A 26,403-nucleotide genomic window follows, 5' to 3' on the forward strand; every position below is an offset into this window, starting at 1 on the left:
TGAAAATTAAAGAAGTTTCTTATTATATTTATATATTGCAGTAAAAATGCTTGGATTTTTTTAAATAATAGGGAGTTTCGTAAAGGTGGTGCAGGTTTTGAAGCCTTCTTTCTCACGCTTTTTTGGCTTAGGCGAAAAAGGGAATAATACAGAAGAAGAAAGTCAATTCGAGACGGTAGACGCTAATGAGGAGCTTGAAAAAATGGTAAATAATGAAGAGATTAATAGATTGCCAATAAGCCAGATTGTTCCAAACCGTTTTCAACCAAGAACTGTATTTGATGATGAAAAAATAGAAGAATTATCAAGAACCATTCATACACATGGCATTATACAGCCAATTGTTGTACGGGAATATGATAGAGGTAAATATGAGATAATTGCAGGTGAAAGACGCTGGCGGGCAATGAAAAAGCTAGGGTGGGAAGAAGCTCCTGCTATCATTAAGAATATGAGCGATACAGAAACTGCTTCTGTAGCCTTGATAGAGAACCTTCAAAGGGAAGAACTGTCACCGATAGAAGAGGCTGTAGCCTACGGCAAATTACTCGAACTCCATAACCTGACACAAGAGGCACTTGCCCAGCGGTTAGGAAAAGGACAGTCAACGGTAGCTAACAAGCTGAGACTGTTAAAACTTCCTGAGGAAATACAGGAGGCACTTCTCAATAAGCAAATATCAGAGCGTCATGCCAGATCTCTGATTCCATTGAAAGAAACAGAAAAGCAACTTAAGCTCCTTCAAGAAATACTAGAGAAGAACTTAAATGTAAAACAGACAGAAGAGCGCGTCGCTAAAATGCTGGAACAGGCAGAACAAAAGCCTAAGCCAAAAAGAAAGGCTTTCAGCAAAGATATGCGTATTGCAGTCAATACAATTCGACAATCCCTTACAATGGTGTCTGACAGCGGTATTAATTTAAATGCTGAAGAAGAAGAGTTTGAGGATTTTTATCAATTCACCATAAAAATTCCAAAAAAGAAATAGCTATTATAAAATGAATAATCATTCACTGTGAGAACATTAGCCATTTTGGTTTCAATTTCTCACTTTTTTTCTGCAAAAAAATAAATGCTACTAAATTCTTAGAAAAAATGGGCTTTCAGTAGCATATATAGAAGTAAAAAATAGAGCAATGCCTCTATATATTATAAACTCTATTAAAAAATGACGATATTTAGAAGTTTTCATGATAAAATAATAGATGATTGTGCTACATTTGTTCCTTTTAGGAATAAAAACAGTCATAATCACGGGAAAACGGTGTATTTAACACCTGATTACCAATAAAATAACTTTTTCATGTCTGATTTAAATAAATAAAATAACATTTACAGCACCTTCTGCTGAATAATTGAAGGTAATTTATCGTAATAAAGGTAGGTGACATCATGGGGAGAGTAATTACGGTAGCTAATCAAAAAGGGGGAGTTGGAAAAACAACAACCTCGGTCAATCTTGGCTCTTGTTTAGCTTACATCGGAAAAAGAGTACTTTTAGTTGATACAGATCCACAGGGAAATGCCACAAGTGGCGTTGGTATTGAAAAGGCAGATGTAGATCATTGCATTTATGATGTGTTAGTAGATGACATTGAAGCAAGCCAAGTCATCAAAGCAACAAATGTAGAGAACCTTGATGTAATTCCAGCAACAATTCAATTAGCTGGGGCAGAAATAGAGCTTGTTTCCACAATCTCCAGGGAAGTCCGCTTAAAAAGAGCATTGGAAGAAGTTAAGGACAGATATGATTATATTTTGATCGATTGTCCGCCATCTTTAGGCTTATTAACAATAAATGCACTAACTGCATCTGATGCTGTCTTAATTCCAGTACAATGTGAATATTATGCACTTGAAGGATTGAGCCAGCTTCTGAATACAGTAAGATTGGTGCAAAAGCACTTAAATCATGAGCTTGCTATTGAAGGTGTCTTATTGACAATGCTTGATGCCCGTACGAATTTAGGGATACAAGTAATAGAAGAAGTAAAAAAATACTTCCAGGATAAAGTGTTTAAAACAATTATTCCACGTAATGTAAGACTAAGCGAAGCGCCAAGCCATGGGGAACCAATTATCATTTATGATCCAAAGTCCCGTGGAGCAGAAGTATATTTAGAGTTGGCAAAGGAAGTGGTTACGAGTGGCTAAGGGATTAGGGAAAGGTCTTGACGCTTTTTTTCCGAGCATGGAAGTAGAAAAAGAAGAAGTAATTAAGGAATTAAATATAAAAGAATTGCGACCAAACCCTTATCAGCCAAGAAAAGTTTTCGAGAAAGAGGCAATTGAGGAACTTAAAGCATCAATCTTGGAACATGGGATACTTCAGCCAATCATTGTACGTAAAAGTATTAAAGGGTTTGAAATTGTTGTTGGGGAACGGCGCTTTCGTGCGGCAAAAGAAGCTAATTTAGAAGTGGTTCCCGCAGTAATTCGAGAACTGTCTGAACAGCAAATGATGGAACTTGCTGTACTGGAAAACCTGCAGCGTGAAGATTTGTCTCCGATAGAAGAAGGACATGCCTATCAGCTGCTTATGAAAAAATTAAATTTCACACAGGAAGAGTTGGCTAAACGCCTTGGCAAAAGCCGACCTCATATTGCCAATCATGTCAGACTCCTATCACTTCCGCCGGCTATTCAAGAGATGATTACAGATGGAACCATTTCAATGGGACACGGAAGGGCATTATTAGGATTAAAAAATAAAGATAAGCTGCCACTGCTTGTTGAAAAGACAGTCAAGGATGGTTTGAACGTTAGACAGTTGGAGTATTTAATTCAACAAATGAACGAAGATGTTTCACGTGAAACACCGAAAGAAAAGAAAGAAACAAAGAATGTCTTTATAAAGGAACAAGAAACTTTCCTAAGAGAAAGATTCGGTACTACAGTGAATATCAAACAAACGAAAAACAAAGGTAAAATTGAGATTGAGTTCTTTTCTGAAGATGATTTAGATAGAATTTTACAGCTTCTCGATCGTAATGAGGATATTTAAAAAGAAGAAACCAAAATATGGTTTCTTCTTTTTGTTAAATGGGCCGTTCTTGAAGAGAGTATTCTTCCTGTCCTTCAGCATAGCGATAACGAAGACTGCTTTGATAAATACCTTTTGAAATCGTTTTAGCCATTTCAAGCACAAGACTGAGTCTTGTATTTTGTAGTACAAGAAACTCCATAAAGCCGCTTATGTTAACAATTCCAGTGATATGAATATTACCTACTGGCGGCAATTCCTTTTTAACTCCACTTCCAGGTTTGACGGGGCCAACCCCTAGATGTATGACACCAACACTTTTCATCCTGCCTAAACAAGCATCTATCCCAATGATAAAAGGATCTTTATGCTTTTCGTGAATCTCCATCATCTTTTCTTCTAAGTTCAGCGCATGGATAGGTTCATTTAAAGTGCCATAAACAAAAAAGGAACCTAGTTTTTTTTCTGCTAATAATGTTCCAATAAGTGGTCCGAGTGAATCACCTGTAGAGCGATCTGTGCCAATACATACAAACACAATTGGCTGTGCAGAGGAAGCTGGTGGCAACTGTTTATACAAAGAGTCTGCCAGTTTATAGGATGCTAACTGCTCATTATGGGCGATTCTTATCGGAAGTTCACTTTTATCAAATATATTGGTATAGATGCTCATCAAATCTACTCCTTTGCACTAGGAAACTATAAATAAGCAAGCTGTTCAATTTAATATGTTATTTCAAAGTAAAAGTAATACCATTATAGGAATATATATTAATTTCTATACATCTTCATGCCAATTCCATTGATAAAGAGGGAGAAAGATAGGGGTCATACAAGTCGATCTATGATAATATACCTAGAAAATAACAGGTAGGTTATTACTTCAAACTAAAATTAGAACCTGTTAAAATAAACTAAATAGCCAGGAATAACAATCTGGCTTTTGAAAAGGGAGAAAAGAGGCAGCAGGGGTGTGTTATGGATAATTTAGAAGAAAAAGTGAACGATAGTGTAGATGTTATTACAGATGAGAATATATGGATAAATTTAGGCCAGGGATCTTTAAAAATTATTATTATCATTTTAATAAGCGTTGTTGTTACAAGGGTTGCTAAGATTGCTGTGCGGAACATATTTAAGGTTAGAACACATTCTGCACTCAGAATATCGGAAAGAAGAGAAGCTACACTAGTTAAACTATTGGAAAATACCCTTACCTACGTTATCTATTTTATTGCCTTTATGATGATTTTAGGTACATTGAATATTGACGTGAAGGGATTGCTTGCCGGAGCGGGAATTGTTGGCTTAGCCGTCGGTTTTGGTGCGCAAAGTTTAGTGAAGGATATTATTACTGGATTTTTCATTATTTTTGAAGACCAGTTTTCTGTAGGAGATGTTGTGCAGATCGGCCAATTTCAAGGTGTTGTGGAGGAAATTGGGTTAAGAACAACGAAAGTAAAAAGTTATACTGGTGAAGTGAATATTATACCGAATGGAAGTATAATGGAAGTAACAAACTTCTCATTAAACAACAGTAAAGCAGTTGTTGATGTCAGCATAGCGTACAAGGGCGATATAGATAGGGCTGAAAGTGTTATTAAAGATCTTATTGAAACATTTCCGGAAAAATATGAACAAATTGTCGGTGTCCCGGAGCTTTTAGGTGTTGAAAACATTATGGCAGCAGAGGTAGTTATAAGAGTTGTTGCTGAGACATTGCCAATGCAGCATTATACAGTTGCCCGTGCGTTAAGGAAGGAAATTAAAAATGTCCTTGATGAGAATGGAATAGAGAGCCCATATCCGAAATTAATGATGTACTCTAAACCGGAATAAAACAGGAGGGAATATGGAACAGAAAGAGTTTGCTATCAATGATATAGTTGAAATGAAAAAAGCACATCCTTGTGGCACAAATCGTTGGAAAATTATTAGGATGGGAATGGATATCCGCATTAAGTGTGAAGGCTGTGAACATAGCGTCCTTATTCCAAGGCGAGAGTTCGCGAGAAAAATGAAAAAAATGTTAGTAAAGCATGAAGAGTGATTCATGCTTTTTTTTATGAAAATAAGGTATTTTTACCTTGCGAACAAGCATGGCTACTTGTCTTTTTTGAAGGTTAAATCTATAATTGGTAAAGGTTTAATAGTACAAATGAAATTAATTTCTGCTCAATAAAAAGCAGGTTTATTATAAGGGAGTGACATTATGGCGTTAACTGCTGGAATAGTTGGATTGCCGAACGTCGGTAAATCTACATTGTTTAATGCAATAACACAGGCGGGTGCAGAATCTGCAAACTATCCATTCTGTACAATCGATCCGAATGTTGGAATCGTAGAGGTACCAGATCCAAGGTTAAATAAGTTGACTGAGCTTGTTCAGCCGAAAAAAACTGTACCGACAACTTTTGAATTTACAGATATTGCTGGAATTGTAAAAGGTGCGAGTAAAGGAGAAGGCTTAGGAAATAAGTTTCTTTCCCATATTCGTGAAGTAGATGCTATTTGCCAAGTGGTGCGCTGCTTTGCTGATGACAATATTACTCATGTTTCTGGAAAAGTAGATCCAATTTCCGATATTGAAACAATTAATCTAGAATTGATTCTTGCAGATTTAGAATCTGTTGAAAAAAGAATTGCCCGTGTAGGGAAAATGGCTAAACAAAAAGATAAAGATGCAGTGGCAGAATTGGAAGTTCTTGAAATTCTAAAAGCAGCATTTGAAGAAGAAAAGCCAGCAAGAGCTGTTGAATTTACGGAAGAGCAGGCTAAATTAGCGAAGAATCTTCACTTGCTGACAATCAAGCCAGTTCTTTATGTGGCAAATGTCGGCGAAGATGAGGTTGGCGATACAGATAATAATGAATATGTGCAGAAAGTTAGAGAATTTGCTTCTAATGAGAATGCAGAAGTAATCGTAATCTGTGCAAAAATTGAAGAAGAAATTGCAGAGCTTGAAGGGGAAGAAAAAGCAATGTTCCTTGAAGAGCTTGGCATTGAAGAATCTGGTCTTGATCAGCTAATTAGAGCTGCTTACCACTTGCTTGGTCTAGCAACATACTTTACAGCTGGAGTGCAAGAAGTTCGTGCTTGGACATTTGTTCAAGGAATGAAAGCTCCGCAATGTGCTGGTATCATCCATTCTGACTTTGAAAGAGGCTTTATTAGAGCAGAGACTGTTTCTTATGAAGATTTAATGGTAAGTGGAAATATGGTTGCGGCAAAAGAGGCAGGTAAAGTTCGTCTAGAAGGAAAAGATTACGTAGTTAAAGACGGAGATATTATTCACTTCCGCTTTAATGTTTAATAGCTGTATATATATGAGAGAAAAACCGCCCTTATACAAGTGAGGGCGGTTTTTTACATTTTCTTTAGCTTATTCGACACAAGCACTTGGAAAAGAGTTTAGCAAGTAGGAAAAGTCCAGAAAAATAGCTTATGAATAATAAGCTTATTTCGACAGTGTGATAAAGAAAATACTTTTACAGTGCCTTTACATGCCCCTTTCAAACCGGTGCTATCATTTCTTTAGAGGGATCATAATACATGTTCCAAAGGGGGATTCACAAGTGAAAATTGCAATTTTTACAGACACCTATTTTCCGCAAGTGAATGGAGTAGCCAACTCTTTAAAGAGATTAACAGATCATCTGGAAAAAAGGCAGATTCAATATCAGATTTTTGCACCGGAAGTGGAGGATACTCCAGCATACCCAAATATTAATCAATTTTTTAGCATTCCAGTTTTTTTATATCCTGAATGTAGGACCGCATTAGCAAACCCTAAACGGATTAAGGCTAAAGTTCAAGAATTTAACCCAGATATCATACATATTGCAACACCGTATATGATGGGGCTCTACGGCTTGTTTTGTGCTAAAAAACTTCACATACCAGTTGTTTCCTCCTACCATACTCATTTTGACCAATATTTGGAGTATTATCGAGCATCATGGCTGCTGCCTGTTCTTCATAAGTACTTAAAATGGTTTCATGAGTCCACAGAAAGAACCTTTGTACCTTCAAAAGAGACTAAATCAAAGCTGGCTGAGCTTGGCTTCCATTCCTTGTCAATATGGGGAAGAGGGGTAGATTGCTCTCAATTCCATCCTATTGCAGTAAACCAACCCATTAGAGAAAAATACAATATACAAGAAGAATATATTCTTTTGTATGTTGGCAGATTTGCTCCAGAGAAAGATTTAGCCACCCTTTCAGCGATAATGGATTCCCTCCCTGAAAGCTGGAATAATAGAGTTCATTGGCTGCTGGCAGGAGACGGACCATGCTTGCCTGAATGGAAGCGCAAAGCTGCAGAAAGAAAAAATATGACTTTAACCGGTTATTTAAAAGGTGCGGAATTATCACAGGTGTATGCAAGTGCAGATTTATTTGTATTTCCTTCCACAACTGAAACATTTGGAAATGTCGTACTGGAATCCTTAGCTTCAGGAACACCTGCTATCGTCTCCAATTCAGGCGGTGTTAAGGAAATGGTGGAGGATGGTGTAACGGGAAGAATTTGCCCAGCAAAAAGCACAGAACATTTCACTGCTGCTATCATTGAATTATTAAATCAAACAATGATGAGAAATATGTTTGGTACAGCAGCCAGGAAATATGCGTTAAGCCAATCTTGGGAGAGTATACTTGACGGTTTGATTGGCGAATATGAAGAAGTGATAATGAATAGCAGAGAAGATCAAAGAATATATGCGTAAAGTATTGCTTAAAACATTAACTGTGGCAATTCTTTTTAGTATTCATTGCAAATTGTTTTTCAATATGCTATAATTTCATCTTGTGAGTAATGTATATATTGCTCCTTGCCCAATCGGGCCGTTTAGACCAAAAGGAGGTGAAAGTGATGAAAAAGTACGAAATTATGTACATCATCCGTCCAAATATTGAAGATGAAGCTAAAAAAGCTCTAGTTGAGCGTTTTAACGGTATTCTTGCTGATAATGGAGCGGAAGTTACTGAAGCGAAAGAGTGGGGTAAACGTCGTCTTGCATACGAAATCAATGATTTCCGTGATGGCTACTACCAACTAGTGAAAGTTAACGCTGCACCAGTAGCAGTTGAGGAGTTCACTCGTCTAGCTAAAATTAGCGAGGATATTATCCGTCATATTGTTATTAAAGAAGAAGCTAAATAATAAATAGAATGAATTCATGTTCCACGTGAAACATGATGAAGGGAGTTGAAACTGATGATGAACCGTGTTGTTCTTGTTGGCCGATTGACGAAGGATCCTGAACTGCGATACACACCAAGTGGAGCTGCTGTTGCAACTTTCACTCTTGCGGTCAACCGTACTTTTACGAACCAACAAGGTGAAAGAGAAGCAGACTTTATCAATTGTGTAGTCTGGAGGAAACCTGCAGAGAACGTAGCTAATTTCTTGAAGAAAGGAAGCTTAGCTGGCGTTGACGGCAGACTTCAAACGCGCAGTTATGAGGGACAAGATGGGAAACGTGTCTATGTAACAGAAGTGCAGGCGGAAAGTGTTCAATTTCTTGAACCTAGAAACAGCAGCTCTGGAAATAGAAATGACAACATGAATTATGGTGCGCCAAGGGAACAAGATAATCCTTTTGGAGGCTCTAATAATTATCAGAATCAGCGACCTCAAAACCAAAATAGAAATAACGATTATACGAGAATGGACGAGGATCCATTTGCAAATAGCGGTCAAATCGATATTTCAGATGATGACTTACCGTTCTAATAATCGGAAATAAGTTATAAAGGAGGGAAATTGACATGGCAATGGGCGGACGCAGAGGCGGACGTGCTAAACGCCGTAAAGTATGCTACTTTACAGCTAACGGCATTACGCATATCGATTATAAAGATGTAGATCTTCTTAAAAAATTCATCTCTGAGCGCGGTAAAATCTTACCTCGTCGTGTAACTGGTACAAGTGCAAAATATCAACGTAAGTTGACTATTGCAATCAAACGTTCACGTACTATGGCTTTACTTCCATACGTAACTGGTGAATAATAAAAAAACACATTAGGGTTAAATCCTAATGTGTTTTTTTATACCTTATATAATACAGTCTATACAAATTATATGTTTGAATGAGCTTCTATAAAATAGTAAAATGATATAGAGGGTATCTCTATATTCTTTATATGTATTGGCTGCAAAATCGTGTTTATGAATATAAGGGTTAGTGGAAATACTAAAAGATGCAAAGTACATTCCCTTGTTTCGTAAATATCGAAATACGGTAAATAATAAGAACAAACAACCGTATACATATTAAATTAACTATATTAGGAGTTGAATAAATTTTGCCTGCTTTTTTGGAAAAGGGATCAATTCGCTATCCATTAGTTTGTCTAATTGGCATTACTCTGATCCTCCTTGGTATCATCTCCTATTATAATTGGCTTTTTGCCTTGGTGGGGTTACTCCTTTCTGTTATCCCTTTTTATTTCATCATTCAGATGAATTTGCGACAAAGAAAGGAAACAGAAGAATATATTACGACCCTTTCCTACCGTGTGAAAAAGGTCGGAGAAGAAGCATTAATGGAAATGCCGATTGGGATTATGCTCATTAATGATGAGTACTTTATTGAGTGGACAAATCCATATTTAGCTTACTGTTTTACAGAAGACAGCTTAGTCGGAAGATCATTATATGATGTGTCTCCTTCCGTTATCCCTCTGATTAAGCAAGAGGTTGAAACAGAAATTATTACGCTTCATAATCGTAAGTTTCGTGTTATCCATAAAAAAGAGGAGCGCCTCCTATACTTTTTTGATGTAACAGAACAAACGGAAATTGAAAAGTTGTATGAGGATGAAAGAACTGCAATTGCAATCATCTTTTTAGACAATTATGATGATCTAACACAAGGTATGGACGATCAGACTCGCAGCAGTTTGAATAACAGTGTTACCTCTATTCTCAACAAATGGGCAACAGACAATGGCGTCTTATTGAAACGGGTATCTTCCGATCGCTTCTTTGCAGTATTCAATGAAAACATTCTGCAGCATCTTGAAAAAGATAAATTCACAATCTTAGATGAAGTGAGAGAGTTAACCTCTAAACAAAATGTGCAGCTAACGTTAAGTATTGGCGTTGGTTCGGGAGTTTCCTCACTCCCTGAGTTAGGCACGATTGCGCAGTCAAGTCTAGATTTGGCACTAGGTCGTGGTGGAGATCAGGTTGCTATCAAACAGCCAAATGGAAAAGTGAAATTCTATGGCGGAAAAACAAACCCTGTTGAAAAGAGAACAAGAGTAAGAGCGAGAGTCATATCCCATGCCTTAAAAGAATTGATAACGGCAAGTGATAAAGTCTTCATCATGGGTCATAAGCATCCTGATATGGATGCAATTGGTGCTTCCATTGGTATTCATAAGATAGCTCAGATGAACAAAAAGGAAGCTTATATTATTTTAAATCCTAATGAAATTGATTTAGGTGTAAGAAGACTGCTCGAAGAAATAAAAAAACATGAAACATTGTTTGATCGTTTCATCACTCCAGAACAAGCGCTGGAAATGGATACAGAGGAAAGTTTGCTCGTTGTCGTAGATACCCATAAACCATCATTGGTTATTGAGGAAAAGCTTATTCATAAGATTGAAGATGTTGTGGTCATTGACCATCACAGGCGAGCAGAAGAGTTCATTGATAATCCATTGCTCGTTTATATGGAGCCATATGCATCATCAACAGCTGAGCTTGTCACAGAGCTACTGGAATATCAGCCAAAGACAGCTAAAATTGAGATGCTTGAAGCAACTGCTTTATTAGCAGGAATTATTGTTGATACAAAAAGCTTTACGCTTAGAACCGGGGCAAGAACCTTTGATGCTGCTTCCTACTTGCGGGGGCAGGGAGCTGATACTGTATTAGTACAGAAATTCTTAAAAGAAGATATCAGTAACTATGTGAAAAAGGCAAAAATTATTGAAAATGTAATTTTTTATAAACCTGGCGTTGCCATTGCTAAAGCTCAATCTAATGAAAATAGTGATAATGTCCTTATCGCGCAAACAGCAGACACCTTACTGACGATGGACGGCATTTATGCGTCATTTGTCATCTCGCCAAGAGGAGATGGACAGATTGGTATCAGTGCAAGATCATTAGGGGAAATAAATGTACAGATTATAATGGAAAGCCTCAAAGGCGGCGGCCATTTAACTAATGCTGCGACACAGCTTTCTAACATGACAATGGCAGAAGCAGAAGCGCGGCTGAAGCTGGCAATCGATGAGTATTTTGAAGGGAGAAAAAAGGAATGAAAGTAATCTTTTTAAAAGACGTTAAAGGTAAAGGGAAAAAAGGCGAAGTAAAAAATGTGGCAGACGGTTATGCACATAACTTCCTATTAAAGCAAGGACTTGCTGTTGAAGCAAACTCAGCAGCTGTCAGCACATTAAATGCTCAAAAGAAAAAAGAAGAAAAACAAGCTGCTGATGAGTTAGCAGAAGCAAAAGTATTAAAAGAAAAAATGGAACAAATTACTGTTGAGCTAACGGCAAAATCAGGAGAAGGCGGCAGACTATTTGGTTCAATTACTAGCAAACAAATTGCTGATGAGTTGAATAAAAAGCATAAAATCAAAATCGATAAGCGTAAAATAGAATTAAATGATGCTATTCGTTCATTAGGGGTAACGAAGGTTCCTGTGAAGCTTCATCAAGAGGTATCTGCTACACTAAATGTGCATGTAAAAGAATTAAGCTAATATTGGAAGTTCCTTTTAAGCTTAAACATGATAAAATAGAATAGATTTGAGAGAAATGTGATACAGGCAAACTGATCACATTTTTTCTTTTGGCATGTACTAATTTGACATTATCCTCTTAAAATAAGGAGGTTTTAAAATTTTATGAGTGAAATGCTCCATGATAGAATTCCACCACAAAATATCGAAGCAGAACAAGCTGTACTAGGGGCAATCTTTTTAGAACCGCAAAGCTTGACGATGGCTTCAGAAATTCTCATACCAGAGGATTTTTACAGAGGTGCCCATCAGAAGATTTATACAGCAATGCTAAAGCTGAACGATGCAGGAAAAGCGGTTGACCTTATTACCGTTACAGCAGAGCTTTCAGCAGGCAATTATCTTGAGGATACTGGTGGCGTCAGCTACTTAAGTGAGTTGGCAGCATCTGTACCTACAGCAGCGAATATTGAGTATTATGCGAAGATTGTTGAGGAGAAATCCTTGCTGCGCAGACTTATACGGACAGCCACTGATATAGCACAGGACGGCTATGCGAGGGAAGATGAAGTAGAGGTATTGCTGAGTGAGGCAGAAAAAAACATTCTTGAGGTTGCCCAAAGAAAGAACGCTGGGGCATTCCACAATATTAAGGATGTTTTAGTACGGACATATGATAATATTGAGGTCATGCATAACCGTCAAGGGGATATAACAGGTATTGCTACAGGGTTTGCTGAGCTCGATAAAATGACAGCCGGTTTTCAGCGAAATGATTTAATCATTGTCGGTGCCCGTCCTTCTGTTGGTAAGACGGCATTTGCTTTGAATATCGCTCAAAACGTAGCTACAACAACTGGGGAAAATGTAGCGATATTCAGTCTTGAGATGGGGGCAGAGCAGCTTGTCATGCGTATGCTGTGTGCAGAAGGTAATATTGATGCACAGCGCCTACGTACAGGGTCATTGACAGACGAAGATTGGGGTAAGCTCACTATGGCGATGGGAAGCCTCTCTAATGCCGGTATATTCATTGATGATACACCAGGTGTAAAAATCACTGATATTCGCTCTAAATGCCGCAGATTGAAGCAGGAGCATGGTTTAGGTATGATCCTAATCGATTACTTGCAACTCATCCTTGGAAGCGGGCGCTCTGGAGAGAACAGACAGCAGGAAGTATCGGAAATCTCCCGTTCGCTTAAACAGCTTGCTCGTGAACTGCAAGTGCCAGTTATTGCTTTGTCTCAGCTATCCCGCGGAGTGGAGCAGAGACAGGATAAGAGACCGATGATGTCTGATATAAGGGAATCAGGAAGTATTGAGCAGGATGCTGATATAGTAGCCTTCTTATATCGTGACGATTATTATGACAAAGAATCGGAAAGTAAAAATATTATTGAAATTATTATAGCAAAGCAGCGGAATGGTCCAACGGGAACAGTCCAGCTCGCCTTCGTTAAGGAATATAATAAATTTGTTAACTTGGAAAGGCGGTTTGATGACCCATCAATGCCGCCGGGAGCTTAAATATAGGCAGATTGGCTTTAAACAGCCAATCTGCCTTTTTTTATGCCCGAAATTAGGAACTAAACTCAAATTTTTTAAGATTAAAGTCTATTGAAAAAACCCTATATTAGTAGAATGATTACGAACATATATTTATTTTCTAGTTTTGAATGTTCGGGTTTTGTTGACTTTTGTATGCGTAAATTGGTAAAATAAGATTGTTTGGTAATGAATCTAAATAATTTATAGTAACCTTTGGAGGTGCTTTGGGAATATGTCATCAGTCGTGGTTGTTGGAACACAATGGGGAGATGAAGGAAAAGGAAAGATTACTGACTTCTTGTCAGAGAATGCAGAGGTCATTGCTCGTTACCAAGGCGGGAACAATGCAGGTCATACGATTAAATTTAACGGTGAAACATATAAATTACACTTAATTCCGTCTGGAATTTTTTATAGCGATAAAATTTGCGTTATTGGCAATGGAATGGTAGTCGATCCAAAAGCGCTACTTACAGAATTGAAATACTTGCATGATAAAGGCGTAACTACGGATAACTTGAGAATAAGCAACCGTGCTCATGTTATTCTTCCGTATCACTTAAAGCTTGATGAAGTGGAAGAGGAAAGCAAAGGCGCTAATAAGATTGGGACAACTAAAAAGGGAATCGGTCCTGCTTATATGGACAAAGCTGCTCGAATTGGTATTCGAATTGCTGACCTTTTGGACAGAGAAATTTTCGAAGAAAAGCTTGAGCGTAACTTGGTAGAGAAAAACCGTTTGCTTGAGCGCATCTATGAAACAGACGGCTTTAAAATGGAGGATATCCTGGATGAGTATTACGAATACGGCCAGCTGATTAAACAGTATGTTTGTGATACATCTGTTGTTCTAAACGATTCATTGGATGAGGGAAGAAGAGTGTTGTTTGAAGGGGCACAAGGCGTAATGCTTGATATTGACCAAGGTACGTACCCGTTCGTTACATCTTCTAATCCAGTTGCCGGCGGTGTTACAATCGGATCTGGTGTTGGTCCAACGAAGATTAAGCACGTTGTCGGAGTTTCTAAAGCTTACACTACTAGGGTTGGAGATGGTCCTTTCCCTACAGAGCTTGATAATGAAATTGGCCACCAAATCAGAGAAGTCGGCCGTGAGTACGGTACAACTACTGGCAGACCGCGCCGTGTCGGCTGGTTTGACAGTGTGGTAGTACGCCATGCCCGCAGAGTAAGCGGCATTACAGATCTTTCTCTTAACTCTATTGATGTGCTTACAGGCATTGAGACATTGAAAATCTGTGTTGCATATAAATATAAAGGGGAAGTTATGGAAGAGTTCCCTGCAAGCCTAAAAGTATTGTCACAATGTGAACCAGTTTATGAAGAGCTTCCAGGCTGGACAGAGGACATTACAGGTTGTAAATCACTAAGTGAATTACCTGCAAATGCACGACACTACTTAGAAAGAGTTGCGCAGCTTACAGGTATTCCATTATCTATTTTCTCAGTAGGGCCAGACAGAAGTCAGACAAATGTGGTTCATAGCCCATGGAGACAAAGCTAAAAGAGCTGATTTAGTAGGAAGGAGCCGCTTTTAAGAGCGGCTCCTAAATATTTTTTTAATTTTTTTTTAAAAAAGTATTGCCATATATACTAAATGCATGATAATATAAAAAGCGTCGCAAATGAAGCGAATAAAGCAGCAAAATAAACGGTCTGCAAGTTTACTTTTAATAGCGAGTCATTAGCTCAGTTGGTAGAGCATCTGACTTTTAATCAGAGGGTCGCAGGTTCGAATCCTGCATGACTCACCATTTTTTAATATGGCCCATTGGTCAAGCGGTTAAGACACCGCCCTTTCACGGCGGTAACACGGGTTCGAATCCCGTATGGGTCATTTTATATATAGATTAGTTGGTCCCGTGGTGTAGCGGTTAACATGCCTGCCTGTCACGCAGGAGATCGCGGGTTCGATTCCCGTCGGGACCGCCATTTTTGTTTCATATGCAATATGCATATTTTACATATATTATATAGAAAATATAAATATGGCTCAGTAGCTCAGTCGGTAGAGCAAAGGACTGAAAATCCTTGTGTCGGCGGTTCGATTCCGTCCTGAGCCATCCTTAAAAACAACTATGCATTTTGCATGGTTGTTTTTTTTATTCCAACAGTAATACATTTCTATTACATTCTTGCAACGTTTGCAGATAATAAATGGAGTTATGATAAAATGATATAAGGCGGATTCTGCAATTAGAGGAAGCATTGGATATTTGAAGACAAAAAAAGAGGCGAGAGGCAAGCGAAAAAAATACCTCTCAACCACAAATAAAGGAAAATGAAACTACATGTTATTAAACGGATGAGAGTCCTAAAAGGTTTCATTTTATATTGAAATTTTTAACCCTCTATTTAGGAGGGTTTTTCAAATAGGTTTTAGGAAATGTCTAAATAAATGCAATGAAAATGCGGAAGAATAGAAGAATAGAAAAAAAGTGAATATATAAAATGAAAATGGTAAAGTAGAGCTATAGTAGAAATACCAACAATTTGAATAGATAGAACAATGAAGGAGATAGAAATGCATGAATAAAAAGATACTTGTAGTAGATGATGAAAAACCGATTGCTGATATTCTGCAATTTAATTTAAAGAAGGAAGGCTTTGAAGTACATTGTGCTTATGATGGCAATGCTGCATTGGAAATGGTAGAAGAAGTGCAGCCCGATTTAGTTTTGCTTGATATCATGCTTCCGCAGCGAGATGGAATGGAAGTTTGCCGTGAAATTCGCAAAAAGTATGAGATGCCAATCATTATGCTTACAGCAAAGGATTCTGAAATCGACAAAGTGCTTGGTCTTGAGCTTGGCGCAGATGATTATGTAACGAAGCCTTTTAGTACGAGAGAGCTTATTGCTCGCGTTAAAGCTAACTTGAGACGTCATCAGCAGGTTCCTGCTGCTGCAGAGGAAGAGAATGAATCAAATGAGATTGAAGTTGGCTCCTTAATTATTCACCCGGATGCTTATATTGTTTCAAAAAGAGGGGAAATGATTGAGCTGACACATCGTGAGTTTGAGCTTCTTCATTATTTGGCAAAACATATCGGTCAAGTAATGACAAGAGAGCATTTGCTCCAAACGGTTTGGGGCTATGATTATTACGGTGATGTTCGTACAGTGGATGTGACGGTGAGAAGATTGAGAGAAAAAATAGAGGATAACCCAAGCCATCCAACCTGGATTGTAACGAGAAGAGGGGTAGGGTATTACTTGCGTAATCCTGAACAGGAGTAATAGATATTAATGAAAAAAGTTAGTTTTTTTAGATCAATTCATGTAAAGCTAATGATAATAATTGTATTGCTCATACTCATATCGATACAGATTATCGGTGTATACTTTGTACAAAAGCTGCAGTCCACTTTAATCGAAAACTTTAAGACCTCTATTCAGGAAAAGGTAAATATAGTTTCTATATATATGGAGGAACAGTTTGTAAAAGAGCGGCCAGTAGAAAATGCCGATACTACTCTTGAAGAAGATGTGAGAAGACTGTTAAGCGAGCATAATAATGCAACAGATATTCAGGAGATAAGGGTAATAAATAATAACTCCATTATTATTGGTACCTCAGATCCTGAAAAACAAAATTTAGTCGGACAGAAAATGGTGCAAAGTAAAGTTAGAAGGGCTATGTCCAATTCTTCGCAACCGACTTCCTATATTAGAGTTACGTCCAATAAAAAAGAATATGTGTTAATTACGCCAATCAGGCAGCAGGGCGGCGAAACTGTTGGGGTAATTTATACTGTAGGTAAGATTCAGCAAGTGTATGACAGTCTGGACAGTATAAACAGTATCTTTCAAAAAGGGACAGCTATCACTTTAATTGTCACAGCAGTACTGGGGATTTTATTAGCAAGAACAATTACAAGACCAATTTCTGATATGCAGAAACATGCTTTTGCACTTTCTAAGGGAAACTTTTCACAGAAGGTTAAAGTGTACGGATTTGATGAAATTGGACAGCTGGCAATCACTTTTAATAATTTGACAAAAAAGCTCCAAGAATCTCAGGCATCTACAGAAAGTGAAAGAAGAAAGTTGTCCTCTGTCCTTTCTTATATGACTGATGGCGTTATCGCCACAGACAGAAAAGGGAGAATTATTCTTATCAATGAACCTGCTGCGAAAATGCTGGATGTTTCACGTGAAACAGTCTTATCGGAACCGATTATTCAGTTGCTTGGTTTAAAGGATAAATATACTTTTGATGAACTGCTTGAGGAACGGGAATCTGTTATTTTGGATTATAGTACAAATTATGAACCATATATTCTTCGAGCGAATTTTTCTGTCATTCAAAAAGAAACAGGCTTTGTAAATGGCTTAATTACTGTACTTCATGATATTACGGAACAAGAGAAAATTGATATGGAAAGAAAAGAGTTTGTGGCGAATGTTTCTCATGAGCTCAGGACCCCATTAACGACGATGCGAAGCTATGTGGAAGCATTGGCAGAGGGTGCATGGCAGGATGATGGACTTGCTCCAAAGTTTCTGGAAGTGACTCAAAACGAAACAGAGCGAATGATTCGCCTTGTAAATGATTTGTTACAGCTGTCCAAGCTCGACAGCAGAGATTACAAGCTGAATAAAGAACTAGTTGATTTTATGGTGTTTTATAATAGAATCATTGATCGTTTCGAATTGACAAAGGAACAAAACGTTGTCTTTGAACGGAAGCTGCCAAAACACGCAGCATTTGTGGAAATTGATGAAGATAAATTAACACAAGTGCTCGATAATATCATTTCAAATGCAATGAAGTATTCTCCTGAAGGTGGGAAAATTACGTTTTCTATAAAAGAACAGGAGCAGCAAATCATTGTGAGTGTAGCAGATAATGGTGTTGGCATACCGAAGGAAAATATAAGCAAAATCTTTGACCGTTTTTACCGTGTAGACAAAGCGAGAACAAGAAGGCTCGGTGGAACTGGTCTTGGCTTAGCTATTGCGAAAGAAATGGTTGAAGCACACGGGGGAAGAATTTGGGCATCAAGTAAAGAAGGAAAAGGCACGAAGATTTCCTTTACACTTCCTTATATTCAATCTGAAGAGGATGATTGGGTATGAATTATGAAAATATAAAAAGTTTAGTACTGACAATTTTAGTGATGTTAAGTCTGCTCATGTATTATTTGCTTTGGACAGATCAAGGTAACACAACAGAGCTTCCAACTGATAATATTGTGGAGCCTGAAAAAATCGGCAGCAAAAAAGAGGTAGCTGATATTGTTCGTCCCGATAGAATTTTCCAGCATGTAGATGGTGAAACTTATGGTACAATTTCAATGGACGAAATAAATTCAGTTCTAGAAGTGTTAAAAACGGTCGAATACGGAAGTCTTGAGAATATTTCCGAAGAAATAAATGATATACCTTCTTTTATTAAACAAGAAACAGATAGTATGGAAATTCGTTTCCCAGGTCAGACACCTTTCAGTCTATATAGGGATATACTTCATATTGAAGAGAGCAATCTTTTTAATTTTGACACGATTCTTGTATCCTATAATCTTGTGAATGAAGATGAAGGAACGGTTTACTTTATTTCAGAGAAAGAAAACAAGGTTTATAAAAGCAATATTTCTGTTAGTTATATCAATAACATTAAAGACCTCCAGAAAAATATTACTGCTGAAGAAACGCCTTACAACGCTTATTTCAGCTATCAGGCAGGAAGTAAGCTGATCTATTTGCCAACAGAAGAAACTGAAATAAATAGATATATATATAAGAGCGAGACAGTTGATTCATCTAGACTTAAAAATGCTATTTTTACTAACTCAAGTTTAGCTCAAAAGAGCGTTGAGACAAATCAGGAAGTTTATACAGATGATACTAGTATCTTGAGAGTAATAAAGGATACACATGTTGTTAATTTTAAAAGCACATCTGGGATTACCGTAAATGAGCTTAGTCCAAATCAAATCATCGAGAATAGCATTGACTTTGTGAATAGCCATGGAGGCTGGGTTAACAGCTTTTTATATGTAGGCAATGATAATGATCAAAGTACGATTAATTTCCGTATTTATAATGAAACAGGCTTCCCAGTCTTTAACTTGAAGAACGGCCTTTCTTCTATAAAGGTTAGCTGGGAAAATAATAAGATAGAGCAATTCATTACAAGCAACCTGACGATAACAGCAAAACCAATTGATACAACAACTCAAAAGCTAGATTCAGGAAGTTCTGTGTTAAAGGAAATTAAGTCCTCGGAAAACTTCGATCCTGATAAGCTGGAGGCTATTGTGCCAGGCTATGATATGGTCATAACCAACCCGAGCTATGTTTATTTAGAGCCAAGCTGGTTTTACTTATATAATGGGCAATGGCGTCAATTAGGGGAAGTGAAGACAGGGGGCACAAAAAGTGGATTGGAGTAAAATTAAGACTATTTTTATTGTAGCCTTCTTACTGTTGGATATATATTTGATATATGAGTACACACAGTTAAAAAAGGATAATGAACAGTTTGAGACAGAAGAGCCAGAAACACCAATCGCAAAAACATTGGCACTTGATGGCATTAAGTATGATGAAGACAAGTTTCCATCAAATGTAGAAAAAGGTCAGTATTTAACAGCAAAATCTATGACTTTCAGTGATGAGGATGTTGAGGAGCTTGAAAAAAGCAGGCTAAGCGGTCAAAGTATTAGAGTTCAAGATTCTACTATGCTGCAGTCTATATTAGAAAAACCGATAAAGCTAAGTGATGAATTTAAGAAAGAAGAATTGACTGATTTTATTAAGAATAATATTTTAAATGGTGATCAATATGTATTCTGGGAGAAGAAGGATAATACGATTACCTATTATCAGCAATATAATGGCAAGACTTTATATCACAATTTAAAAGGAGAATTGACCTTTTTAGTGAATGAAGAAAATAATATCGTATCCTATAATCAAACCTATCTGCAGGACATTAAAGAATTCGATGAAAAGGAAATGCTCGTAAAGCCGTTAGAGGCCATTTTTGCCCTCTATAAGAATGCCTATTTAGAAATGGGTACTTATATCTCAAATGTGGAGCTCGGCTATTATTCACAGCAAAATGCGCCATCTGTACAGCTGCTGGCGCCAACTTGGAAGATTACGATCAAAGGACAGAAAAACCTTTATGTCAATGCATTGAATGGGGAGATTATTAAGCCAGAGATGGAAGAGACGAAATTGGAGTGAACAAAACATGCATTTTAGTGTTCTCGCGAGTGGGAGTACAGGCAATGCTATATATGTAGAATCAGGGGAACATGCTTTTTTAGTTGATGCAGGCTTGAGCGGAAAGCAGATGGAAACACTGTTCCAAGGCATCGACCGAAAAATGGACAAGCTGTCTGGTATATTCGTTACACATGAGCATAGTGATCATATTAAAGGTGTTGGCATTATAGCGAGAAAGTATAAGCTGCCAATTTACGCTAATGAAAAGACGTGGAGGGCAATGGAGCCTCTAATTGGGGAGATACCGGTTGAACAGAAGTTTCAATTTGATATGGAAACAGTCAAAACATTTGGAGATGTCTCCATTGAATCATTTGGCGTTTCCCATGATGCGGCAGAGCCAATGTTTTATATTTTTCATCAAGGAGATAAAAAGCTTGTGCTTATAACGGACACTGGCTATGTGAGTGACCGCATGAAAGGGATTATCCGCAATGCTGACTCCTACGTTTTTGAAAGCAATCATGATGTACAAATGCTCAGAATGGGAAGATATCCGTGGAATATTAAAAGAAGGATATTGAGTGATGTTGGCCATGTTTCCAATGAAGATGCTGCTATTGCAATGAGTGAGGTCATCGGTGACCGCACCAAGCACATTTATTTGGCACATTTAAGCATGGATAATAACATTAAAGATTTGGCAAGGATGTCAGTGACACAAACTTTAGAACAGCGTGGTATTGAGTTATCAGATCAGTTAGGCCTGTTTGATACAGATCCTAAAAAACCGACAAACTTAATGGCCATCTAAATGAAAGCAAGCAGAATTATTCTGCTTGCTTTTTTTGTTCAGCTTTTAAGTCATAAGCAAGATTTCAGCTTAATAAAATGGTTATGGACTACAACTTCCTTCATTACTTAGTTTGTTTTTACGAGAAATAGGAAAAATTAATAAGGTAATTATAGGTGCAGCTTTGCTAAGATAGCGTTGTCTTTAAAGAATAAGGACATACTAAGAAAAACATTGTTAAAGAAGGAAGGGCGGTATTAAAGATGGCAAATGATGAGGAATTTCGTTATGAAGAATATAAACGGAGCAGACCTCAGCGAAAACGCAGAGGCTACTTTTTTGCTGGCTTAGTTGGTGCAATTATTGGGGCATTAATCATTGTCCTGTTGCTTCCCCGTTTATCCCAATTAGGAATACTGTCCATGCTGCAAGGTTCAAACAGCGGAACAAATTACAGTGGAATCACACAAGGTGTAACTGTTGATGTTGATACAGATGTTACAAAAGCAGTTGATATTGCTGCTGATGCAGTTGTCGGAATAACAAATTTACAAGAGTCAGGTTTTTGGGCAGATGCAAGTGAATCCGAGGCAGGCACAGGTTCTGGAGTTATTTATCGCAAAAGCGGAAATGCTGCTTATATCGTAACAAATAACCATGTTGTAGAAGGAGCTTCAGAGCTTGAGGTTACCCTTGCAAACGGTAAAAAAATTAGTGCTGAGCTTATTGGTAGCGATATATGGACTGACTTGGCAGTGCTTAAGGTGAGTTCACAGGAAATTACGAAGGTTGCTGAGTTCGGGAATTCAGACGCGCTTAAGTCAGGCGAACCAGTTATAGCTATCGGAAATCCCCTCGGTCTAACCTTTTCTGGTTCGGTTACACAAGGAATCGTCTCTGGGCTCGACAGGACAATTCCAGTTGATATCAATAATGATGGAGTTGCTGACTGGCAATCAGAGGTTATTCAAACCGATGCGGCAATCAATCCAGGTAACAGTGGAGGAGCACTAGTTAATATTAAGGGTCAGCTTATTGGCATTAACAGTATGAAAATCTCTGAATCCTCTGTAGAGGGAATAGGTTTGGCTATCCCTATTAATTCTGCCATTCCCATAATAGAAGACCTCGAGCAGAATGGTGAAGTACAACGCCCTTATATGGGAGTTGAGCTTGAGTCTGTGAGCGATATACCAGGGTATTATCAGGAAGAGGCGCTTAAGCTGCCAAAAGACTTAACTACAGGTGTTGCCATTAAATCAGTCTCTCCTAATTCTCCTGCAGAAAAGGCAGGCTTAAAAGAATTGGATGTTATTGTTGAACTGGATGGTGAGGAGATTACCGATTTAGTAGAACTTCGCAAGCATTTGTATACAGATAAAAAAGTCGGCGATAAGCTTAAAATTAAATATTATCGTGAAGGTAAAGAGAAAACAACAGAACTTACATTAGCAGAAGATAAGATGTAAAGGAGGGGAGATTGTCCCTCCTTTTTTGTTTTATTAAAAAAGGTATTGATTATTAATTGTGGACAATTATTTCCTGAAGAAGTTGCAGTTTCAGCAAGGAATGGTAAGATGGAGTGTGGATAACTTGTTTTGATTATAAAAAGCAAAAATATCCACAGACTAAAAAAGAAATAAATGAACTGAACAGAACAAAGGAGTTTATGAGTATGATATACAGCTGCGAGGAACATGTTGATATAGCAATAGATACAATCGTTAATGAGTATGAAACATTCCCGTCTTTAGAGAAAATAGACGAAGAAAAAAAGTTATCAACAACCTGTGAATATTGTAAAAATAACGCAATATATATTGTGGCGAACAAGTGATTCCATACTATATGTGGATTAAAAATGTGGATATGTGGATAACTTCTGTGGATATATTGTTTGTAAAGTGAGGAATAACTGTGAATATCTCGATTATAACTGTTGGGAAATTAAAAGAAAAATATTTAAAACAAGGAATAGAAGAATATACAAAGCGACTATCAAGTTATTCTAAAATAGAAATAATTGAAGTGCCAGATGAAAAAGCCCCAGAGGTTTTAAGTGAGGCAGAGATGATTCAAGTTAAGGACAAAGAGGGGGAAAGGATACTTGCGAAAGTGCCGGCTGACGCTCATGTCATCGCATTAGCAATAGAAGGTAAGCAAAAATCCTCCGAAGAGCTTGCCGAAACATTGGATAAGCTCGCAACCTATGGAAAAAGCAAAGTAACCTTCATTATTGGTGGTTCGCTAGGCTTGAGCAGCCAAGTATTAAAAAGGGCAGACGACAAGCTCTCCTTCAGTAAGATGACTTTTCCCCATCAGCTTATGCGCTTGATATTGGTGGAGCAGGTTTATCGGGCATTTCGGATTAATCGGGGGGAACCGTATCACAAGTGATGGTAAACAAAAAAATAGAGTTTACCTTAGAAATCGACAAATTAAATGATATAAAAGGTAGTCTGAAATAGGTAGGAAAATATAAAATCAAGTGTTAGATTAATTATTGATGAAATTAAGAAAAAAAAATGCTATACTAGAGTGAGGACGAAACATTCGTTCTCTTTTTTTGTTGTTAAAAGCTATTTTTTGAGGGGGAGCTAAACATGGCAAAACAAAAAAATAAATTAACTCAGCCCTTCTTAAAATGGGCAGGTGGAAAGCGTCAGCTTTTACCGGAAATAAAAAAATATATACCTAAAAAGATAAATACTTACTATGAGCCGTTTATTGGTGCTGGAGCGGTTTTATTTGATTTGCAACCAAAGAAAGCCTTAATAAATGATATAAATAGTGAATTGATTAATACGTATAAAGTTATTCGTGATGATGTGGATAATTTATTAGAGGAATTAAAAAAACATATAAATGAACAAGATTATTTTTATGAAATTCGTGATTTAGACCGAACACCAAAATATAAAGATTTATCTGATGTTGAAAAAGCAGCGCGAATAATTTACCTAAATAAAACTTGTTTCAATGGTTTGTTTCGAGTAAATAGCCAAGGACAATTCAATGTACCTTTTGGTAAGTATAAGAATCCTCAGATTGTGAACGAGATTGTTTTAAGAGCGGTTAATCATTACCTATCAAACAATGAAGTAACAATACTAAATGGTGATTACGAAACGGCAGTTGCAAACGCAACTAAAGGGGATTTTGTCTATTTTGACCCACCATATGACCCTGTATCTGACACTTCATCTTTTACAGGTTACAGTCTAGATGGCTTTAATAGAGATGCACAAATTAGGTTAAGAGATGTTTTTGTAGAACTAGATAAAAGAGGTTGTAAAGTTTTATTAAGTAATTCAGCAACAGACTTCATCAAGGATATATACAGTGACTTTAATATTGAAATTGTTTCAGCAAGTAGAAATATTAATTCTGTTGCATCTAAAAGAGGAAAAATAGATGAGGTGCTGGTGATGAATTATGAGCTTAAACGATAGGGCATGGGAAACTTTGTTTGATAGGTATGAAATATTAAATGAAGTTAACGAGAAGGGCTTTTATGAAATATCTGCAAAAGCCATCAAGGAAGAACGTGAACCACGGTTAATGGCGAAGTTCGACCATAGTAGTAACCTACCTCAACCATTTAAAAAGAATGGTCTTTCTATACTTCCTATATCTCGGTCAAGTTATGTTATTGGCGAGTTTGATGTTTATAAAAAGGTAACATATAATCAAAAATTAAAACCAATACAAGTAGATTTCCCAAGTAATCTTACAACAATAGAACCAACTAACTTGTATTCGGAAAGTGCTACCTTACATTGTGCCTCGGCTACAGGTATGATTGACTATATTTTAGGAGAAGATGCTGTTCAAACTATATCAGGTAGAATGTCTTCAAAGCACTTTGACTTTAATATAAAAACCCGAAGTGGAATAGAGCGAAATGTCTCAATAAAAAATGCTCAAGTAGAAATAGATGGTGGTTATGAGAGTGATTCCTCATTTATGATAGTTGAAGCAAAGAAAGAATCAGTGGATGATTTCTTAGTTCGTCAGCTTTATTACCCATTTAGATTATGGCAAGAACAAACTTATAAGAATGTCAAACCTGTATTTTTTACTCACTCTAATGACATCTTTAGTTTTTTTATATATGAATTTACAAACCCGAACAATTATAATTCTTTAAAGCTTATTGAACAAAAAGATTTTGTGATTTCTCACGAAGAAATTGAGCTAGAGGATATTTTAGAAGTTCTTGATAAAACAAAAACTATAAAAGAACCTGAAATTCCATTTCCACAGGCTGATTCATTTCCTAGAATCATAGACCTTTTAGGATTATTAATGGAAAATGACTTGACCAAAGAATATATTACAATAAATTATGACTTTGATGAAAGACAAACTAATTATTACACTACTGCTGCAATGTATCTTGGATTGATTGATAGAGTAGAGCAAAGAAACGGTGCTAAGCGAATTGTTACTTTCAGGCTTTCAAATAAAGGAAAAGTAATAATGCGTTACCCATTAAAGCAAAAATATATAGCACTGGCAAGTTGTATAATTGAACATGAAGCTTTTAAACGTGTATTGATTGAGTATTTGCAATGTGGACATCCACCAGAAAGAGAGAAAGTAGTCGAAATAATGCTTGAATGTGAACTATTCAATGTAGGTTCGGAAAGCACATACTTTCGTAGAGCATCCACAGTTACTAGGTGGGTAGATTGGATTTTAGATTTACCAAATATATATTAAATAGAAGAGATATATAATTTTTGGTTTTTCCAATAGTTAAGAAAGGGAAAGCTAAAAATTGTATGTTTTTTTGTTTTAATTTTTGGCGAGATTAGTTTTTTATGCCTTTATGGTGGAATTATATTGCTTAACGTTTTAAAGGCGAGAGAAGCTAAAATAAAACGAATGAATTGGGTTTAAATTACTATAAAGGATTAAGGAAGTTAAAAAGCAGTTTTAAGAAATATAAAAACATATAAAAATATATTTACTTTTTAATTGAATGGTCGTATATTATCTTCAACAACTGGCATAGCCAACTTTAAAAACACTTAAAAGCCTTTAAAGTGTACCCTTTGTAAAGGACATTTAAAAAAAGCCTAGGCAGTTTTAAGAAGATGATCTCTGTATTGAACAGGGGTCATCTTTTTTAAGTTCCACTGATATCTATAGTAATTGTAAT

26 protein-coding genes and 4 tRNA genes are annotated in these 26,403 nt (G+C 37.0%); 28 read left to right on the top strand and 2 right to left on the bottom strand.

Annotated elements, in window-relative coordinates:
- Positions 1-97: 97 nt before the first annotated feature.
- From noc to M3600_RS24630, 3 genes are all read left to right on the top strand, one after another.
- The gene (noc, locus tag M3600_RS24620) at positions 98-988 is read left to right on the top strand and encodes a nucleoid occlusion protein (RefSeq protein WP_233319083.1); all 891 of its coding nucleotides are present in this window, start codon (positions 98-100) and stop codon (positions 986-988) included.
- A 404-nt stretch (positions 989-1,392) separates the two neighbouring features.
- Entirely contained in the window at positions 1,393-2,154 is a 762-nt protein-coding gene (locus M3600_RS24625) for a ParA family protein (RefSeq protein WP_233319081.1), read from the top strand.
- Positions 2,147-3,004, top strand: a complete 858-nt coding sequence (locus tag M3600_RS24630; protein WP_233319079.1) for a ParB/RepB/Spo0J family partition protein — start codon at positions 2,147-2,149, stop codon at positions 3,002-3,004. The genes M3600_RS24625 and M3600_RS24630 overlap by 8 nt, the downstream gene beginning before the upstream one ends.
- Positions 3,005-3,038: 34 nt before the next feature.
- Here the strand turns inward: M3600_RS24630 and yyaC are convergent, their stop codons facing one another.
- Positions 3,039-3,656 (bottom strand): spore protease YyaC, encoded by a 618-nt coding sequence (gene yyaC / locus M3600_RS24635; RefSeq protein WP_251647948.1) that lies wholly within the window; start codon positions 3,654-3,656, stop codon positions 3,039-3,041.
- A 305-nt stretch (positions 3,657-3,961) separates the two neighbouring features.
- Here yyaC and M3600_RS24640 point away from each other — a divergent pair, with 305 nt between their 5' ends.
- The 25 genes from M3600_RS24640 to M3600_RS24760 all read left to right on the top strand — a co-directional run bounded on the left by M3600_RS24640 (position 3,962) and on the right by M3600_RS24760 (position 25,961).
- Positions 3,962-4,822, top strand: coding sequence for a mechanosensitive ion channel family protein (locus M3600_RS24640; RefSeq protein WP_233319076.1), 861 nt, complete (start codon positions 3,962-3,964; stop codon positions 4,820-4,822).
- 13 nt (positions 4,823-4,835) lie between these two features.
- On the top strand, positions 4,836-5,033 hold the full coding sequence (locus tag M3600_RS24645; protein ID WP_233319074.1) for a DUF951 domain-containing protein: 198 nt from the start codon (positions 4,836-4,838) through the stop codon (positions 5,031-5,033).
- A gap of 162 nt (positions 5,034-5,195) precedes the next feature.
- On the top strand, positions 5,196-6,296 hold the full coding sequence (gene ychF, locus M3600_RS24650; RefSeq protein ID WP_233319072.1) for a redox-regulated ATPase YchF: 1,101 nt from the start codon (positions 5,196-5,198) through the stop codon (positions 6,294-6,296).
- A gap of 262 nt (positions 6,297-6,558) precedes the next feature.
- Positions 6,559-7,710, top strand: a complete 1,152-nt coding sequence (locus M3600_RS24655; RefSeq protein WP_237942188.1) for a glycosyltransferase family 4 protein — start codon at positions 6,559-6,561, stop codon at positions 7,708-7,710.
- Positions 7,711-7,856: 146 nt separating this feature from the next.
- A complete protein-coding gene (gene rpsF, locus M3600_RS24660; RefSeq protein ID WP_233319109.1) occupies positions 7,857-8,147 on the top strand; it encodes a 30S ribosomal protein S6 in 291 nt (96 codons plus the stop codon).
- Positions 8,148-8,201: 54 nt separating this feature from the next.
- Positions 8,202-8,720: a single-stranded DNA-binding protein gene (gene ssb / locus M3600_RS24665; RefSeq protein WP_233319068.1), complete on the top strand. Its 519-nt coding sequence runs from the start codon at positions 8,202-8,204 to the stop codon at positions 8,718-8,720.
- A gap of 41 nt (positions 8,721-8,761) precedes the next feature.
- Complete coding sequence (gene rpsR / locus M3600_RS24670; protein ID WP_233319107.1) at positions 8,762-8,998, top strand: 30S ribosomal protein S18; 237 nt, start codon at positions 8,762-8,764, stop codon at positions 8,996-8,998.
- A 296-nt stretch (positions 8,999-9,294) separates the two neighbouring features.
- On the top strand, positions 9,295-11,268 hold the full coding sequence (locus tag M3600_RS24675) for a DHH family phosphoesterase (RefSeq protein ID WP_233319067.1): 1,974 nt from the start codon (positions 9,295-9,297) through the stop codon (positions 11,266-11,268).
- Positions 11,265-11,714, top strand: a complete 450-nt coding sequence (gene rplI / locus M3600_RS24680) for a 50S ribosomal protein L9 (protein ID WP_233319066.1) — start codon at positions 11,265-11,267, stop codon at positions 11,712-11,714. The genes M3600_RS24675 and rplI overlap by 4 nt, the downstream gene beginning before the upstream one ends.
- Before the next feature lie 144 nt (positions 11,715-11,858).
- Entirely contained in the window at positions 11,859-13,223 is a 1,365-nt protein-coding gene (dnaB, locus tag M3600_RS24685) for a replicative DNA helicase (protein WP_251647950.1), read from the top strand.
- Between the two features lie 253 nt (positions 13,224-13,476).
- Complete coding sequence (locus M3600_RS24690) at positions 13,477-14,769, top strand: adenylosuccinate synthase (RefSeq protein WP_233319064.1); 1,293 nt, start codon at positions 13,477-13,479, stop codon at positions 14,767-14,769.
- 174 nt (positions 14,770-14,943) lie between these two features.
- Positions 14,944-15,019 (top strand) — tRNA-Lys (locus M3600_RS24695).
- Between the two features lie 11 nt (positions 15,020-15,030).
- Positions 15,031-15,102 (top strand) — tRNA-Glu (locus tag M3600_RS24700).
- 19 nt (positions 15,103-15,121) lie between these two features.
- Positions 15,122-15,197: transfer RNA gene (locus tag M3600_RS24705), tRNA-Asp, on the top strand.
- Positions 15,198-15,255: 58 nt separating this feature from the next.
- Positions 15,256-15,328 (top strand) — tRNA-Phe (locus M3600_RS24710).
- A gap of 465 nt (positions 15,329-15,793) precedes the next feature.
- Entirely contained in the window at positions 15,794-16,504 is a 711-nt protein-coding gene (gene yycF, locus M3600_RS24715; RefSeq protein ID WP_233319063.1) for a response regulator YycF, read from the top strand.
- A 9-nt stretch (positions 16,505-16,513) separates the two neighbouring features.
- The gene (gene walK / locus M3600_RS24720) at positions 16,514-18,346 is read left to right on the top strand and encodes a cell wall metabolism sensor histidine kinase WalK (RefSeq protein WP_233319061.1); all 1,833 of its coding nucleotides are present in this window, start codon (positions 16,514-16,516) and stop codon (positions 18,344-18,346) included.
- Entirely contained in the window at positions 18,343-19,662 is a 1,320-nt protein-coding gene (locus M3600_RS24725; protein ID WP_233319059.1) for a YycH family regulatory protein, read from the top strand. Before walK ends, M3600_RS24725 begins: the two co-directional genes overlap by 4 nt.
- On the top strand, positions 19,649-20,461 hold the full coding sequence (locus tag M3600_RS24730) for a two-component system regulatory protein YycI (RefSeq protein ID WP_233319056.1): 813 nt from the start codon (positions 19,649-19,651) through the stop codon (positions 20,459-20,461). The genes M3600_RS24725 and M3600_RS24730 overlap by 14 nt, the downstream gene beginning before the upstream one ends.
- A gap of 7 nt (positions 20,462-20,468) precedes the next feature.
- Complete coding sequence (locus tag M3600_RS24735; protein ID WP_192486398.1) at positions 20,469-21,257, top strand: MBL fold metallo-hydrolase; 789 nt, start codon at positions 20,469-20,471, stop codon at positions 21,255-21,257.
- A gap of 242 nt (positions 21,258-21,499) precedes the next feature.
- Complete coding sequence (locus tag M3600_RS24740) at positions 21,500-22,705, top strand: S1C family serine protease (RefSeq protein ID WP_233319055.1); 1,206 nt, start codon at positions 21,500-21,502, stop codon at positions 22,703-22,705.
- A gap of 206 nt (positions 22,706-22,911) precedes the next feature.
- Positions 22,912-23,073 carry a CxxH/CxxC protein gene (locus M3600_RS24745; RefSeq protein ID WP_192486417.1) on the top strand — a complete coding sequence of 54 codons (162 nt, stop codon included), beginning with the start codon at positions 22,912-22,914 and terminating at the stop codon, positions 23,071-23,073.
- 80 nt (positions 23,074-23,153) lie between these two features.
- Complete coding sequence (gene rlmH / locus M3600_RS24750) at positions 23,154-23,633, top strand: 23S rRNA (pseudouridine(1915)-N(3))-methyltransferase RlmH (protein WP_192486400.1); 480 nt, start codon at positions 23,154-23,156, stop codon at positions 23,631-23,633.
- A gap of 206 nt (positions 23,634-23,839) precedes the next feature.
- Positions 23,840-24,688: a DNA adenine methylase gene (locus tag M3600_RS24755; RefSeq protein ID WP_251647953.1), complete on the top strand. Its 849-nt coding sequence runs from the start codon at positions 23,840-23,842 to the stop codon at positions 24,686-24,688.
- Entirely contained in the window at positions 24,672-25,961 is a 1,290-nt protein-coding gene (locus tag M3600_RS24760) for a type II restriction enzyme (RefSeq protein ID WP_251647954.1), read from the top strand. Before M3600_RS24755 ends, M3600_RS24760 begins: the two co-directional genes overlap by 17 nt.
- A gap of 359 nt (positions 25,962-26,320) precedes the next feature.
- On the opposite strand, the gene M3600_RS24765 is transcribed toward M3600_RS24760, so the two are convergent.
- Positions 26,321-26,403, bottom strand: an 83-nt coding sequence (locus tag M3600_RS24765; RefSeq protein WP_251647955.1) for an IS3 family transposase, incomplete at its 5' end; no start/stop codon positions are given.

Origin of the sequence: Niallia sp. MER 6, from assembly GCF_023714395.1 — a bacterium.
In the GTDB taxonomy this organism is placed as follows: Bacteria; Bacillota; Bacilli; order Bacillales; family Cytobacillaceae; genus Niallia.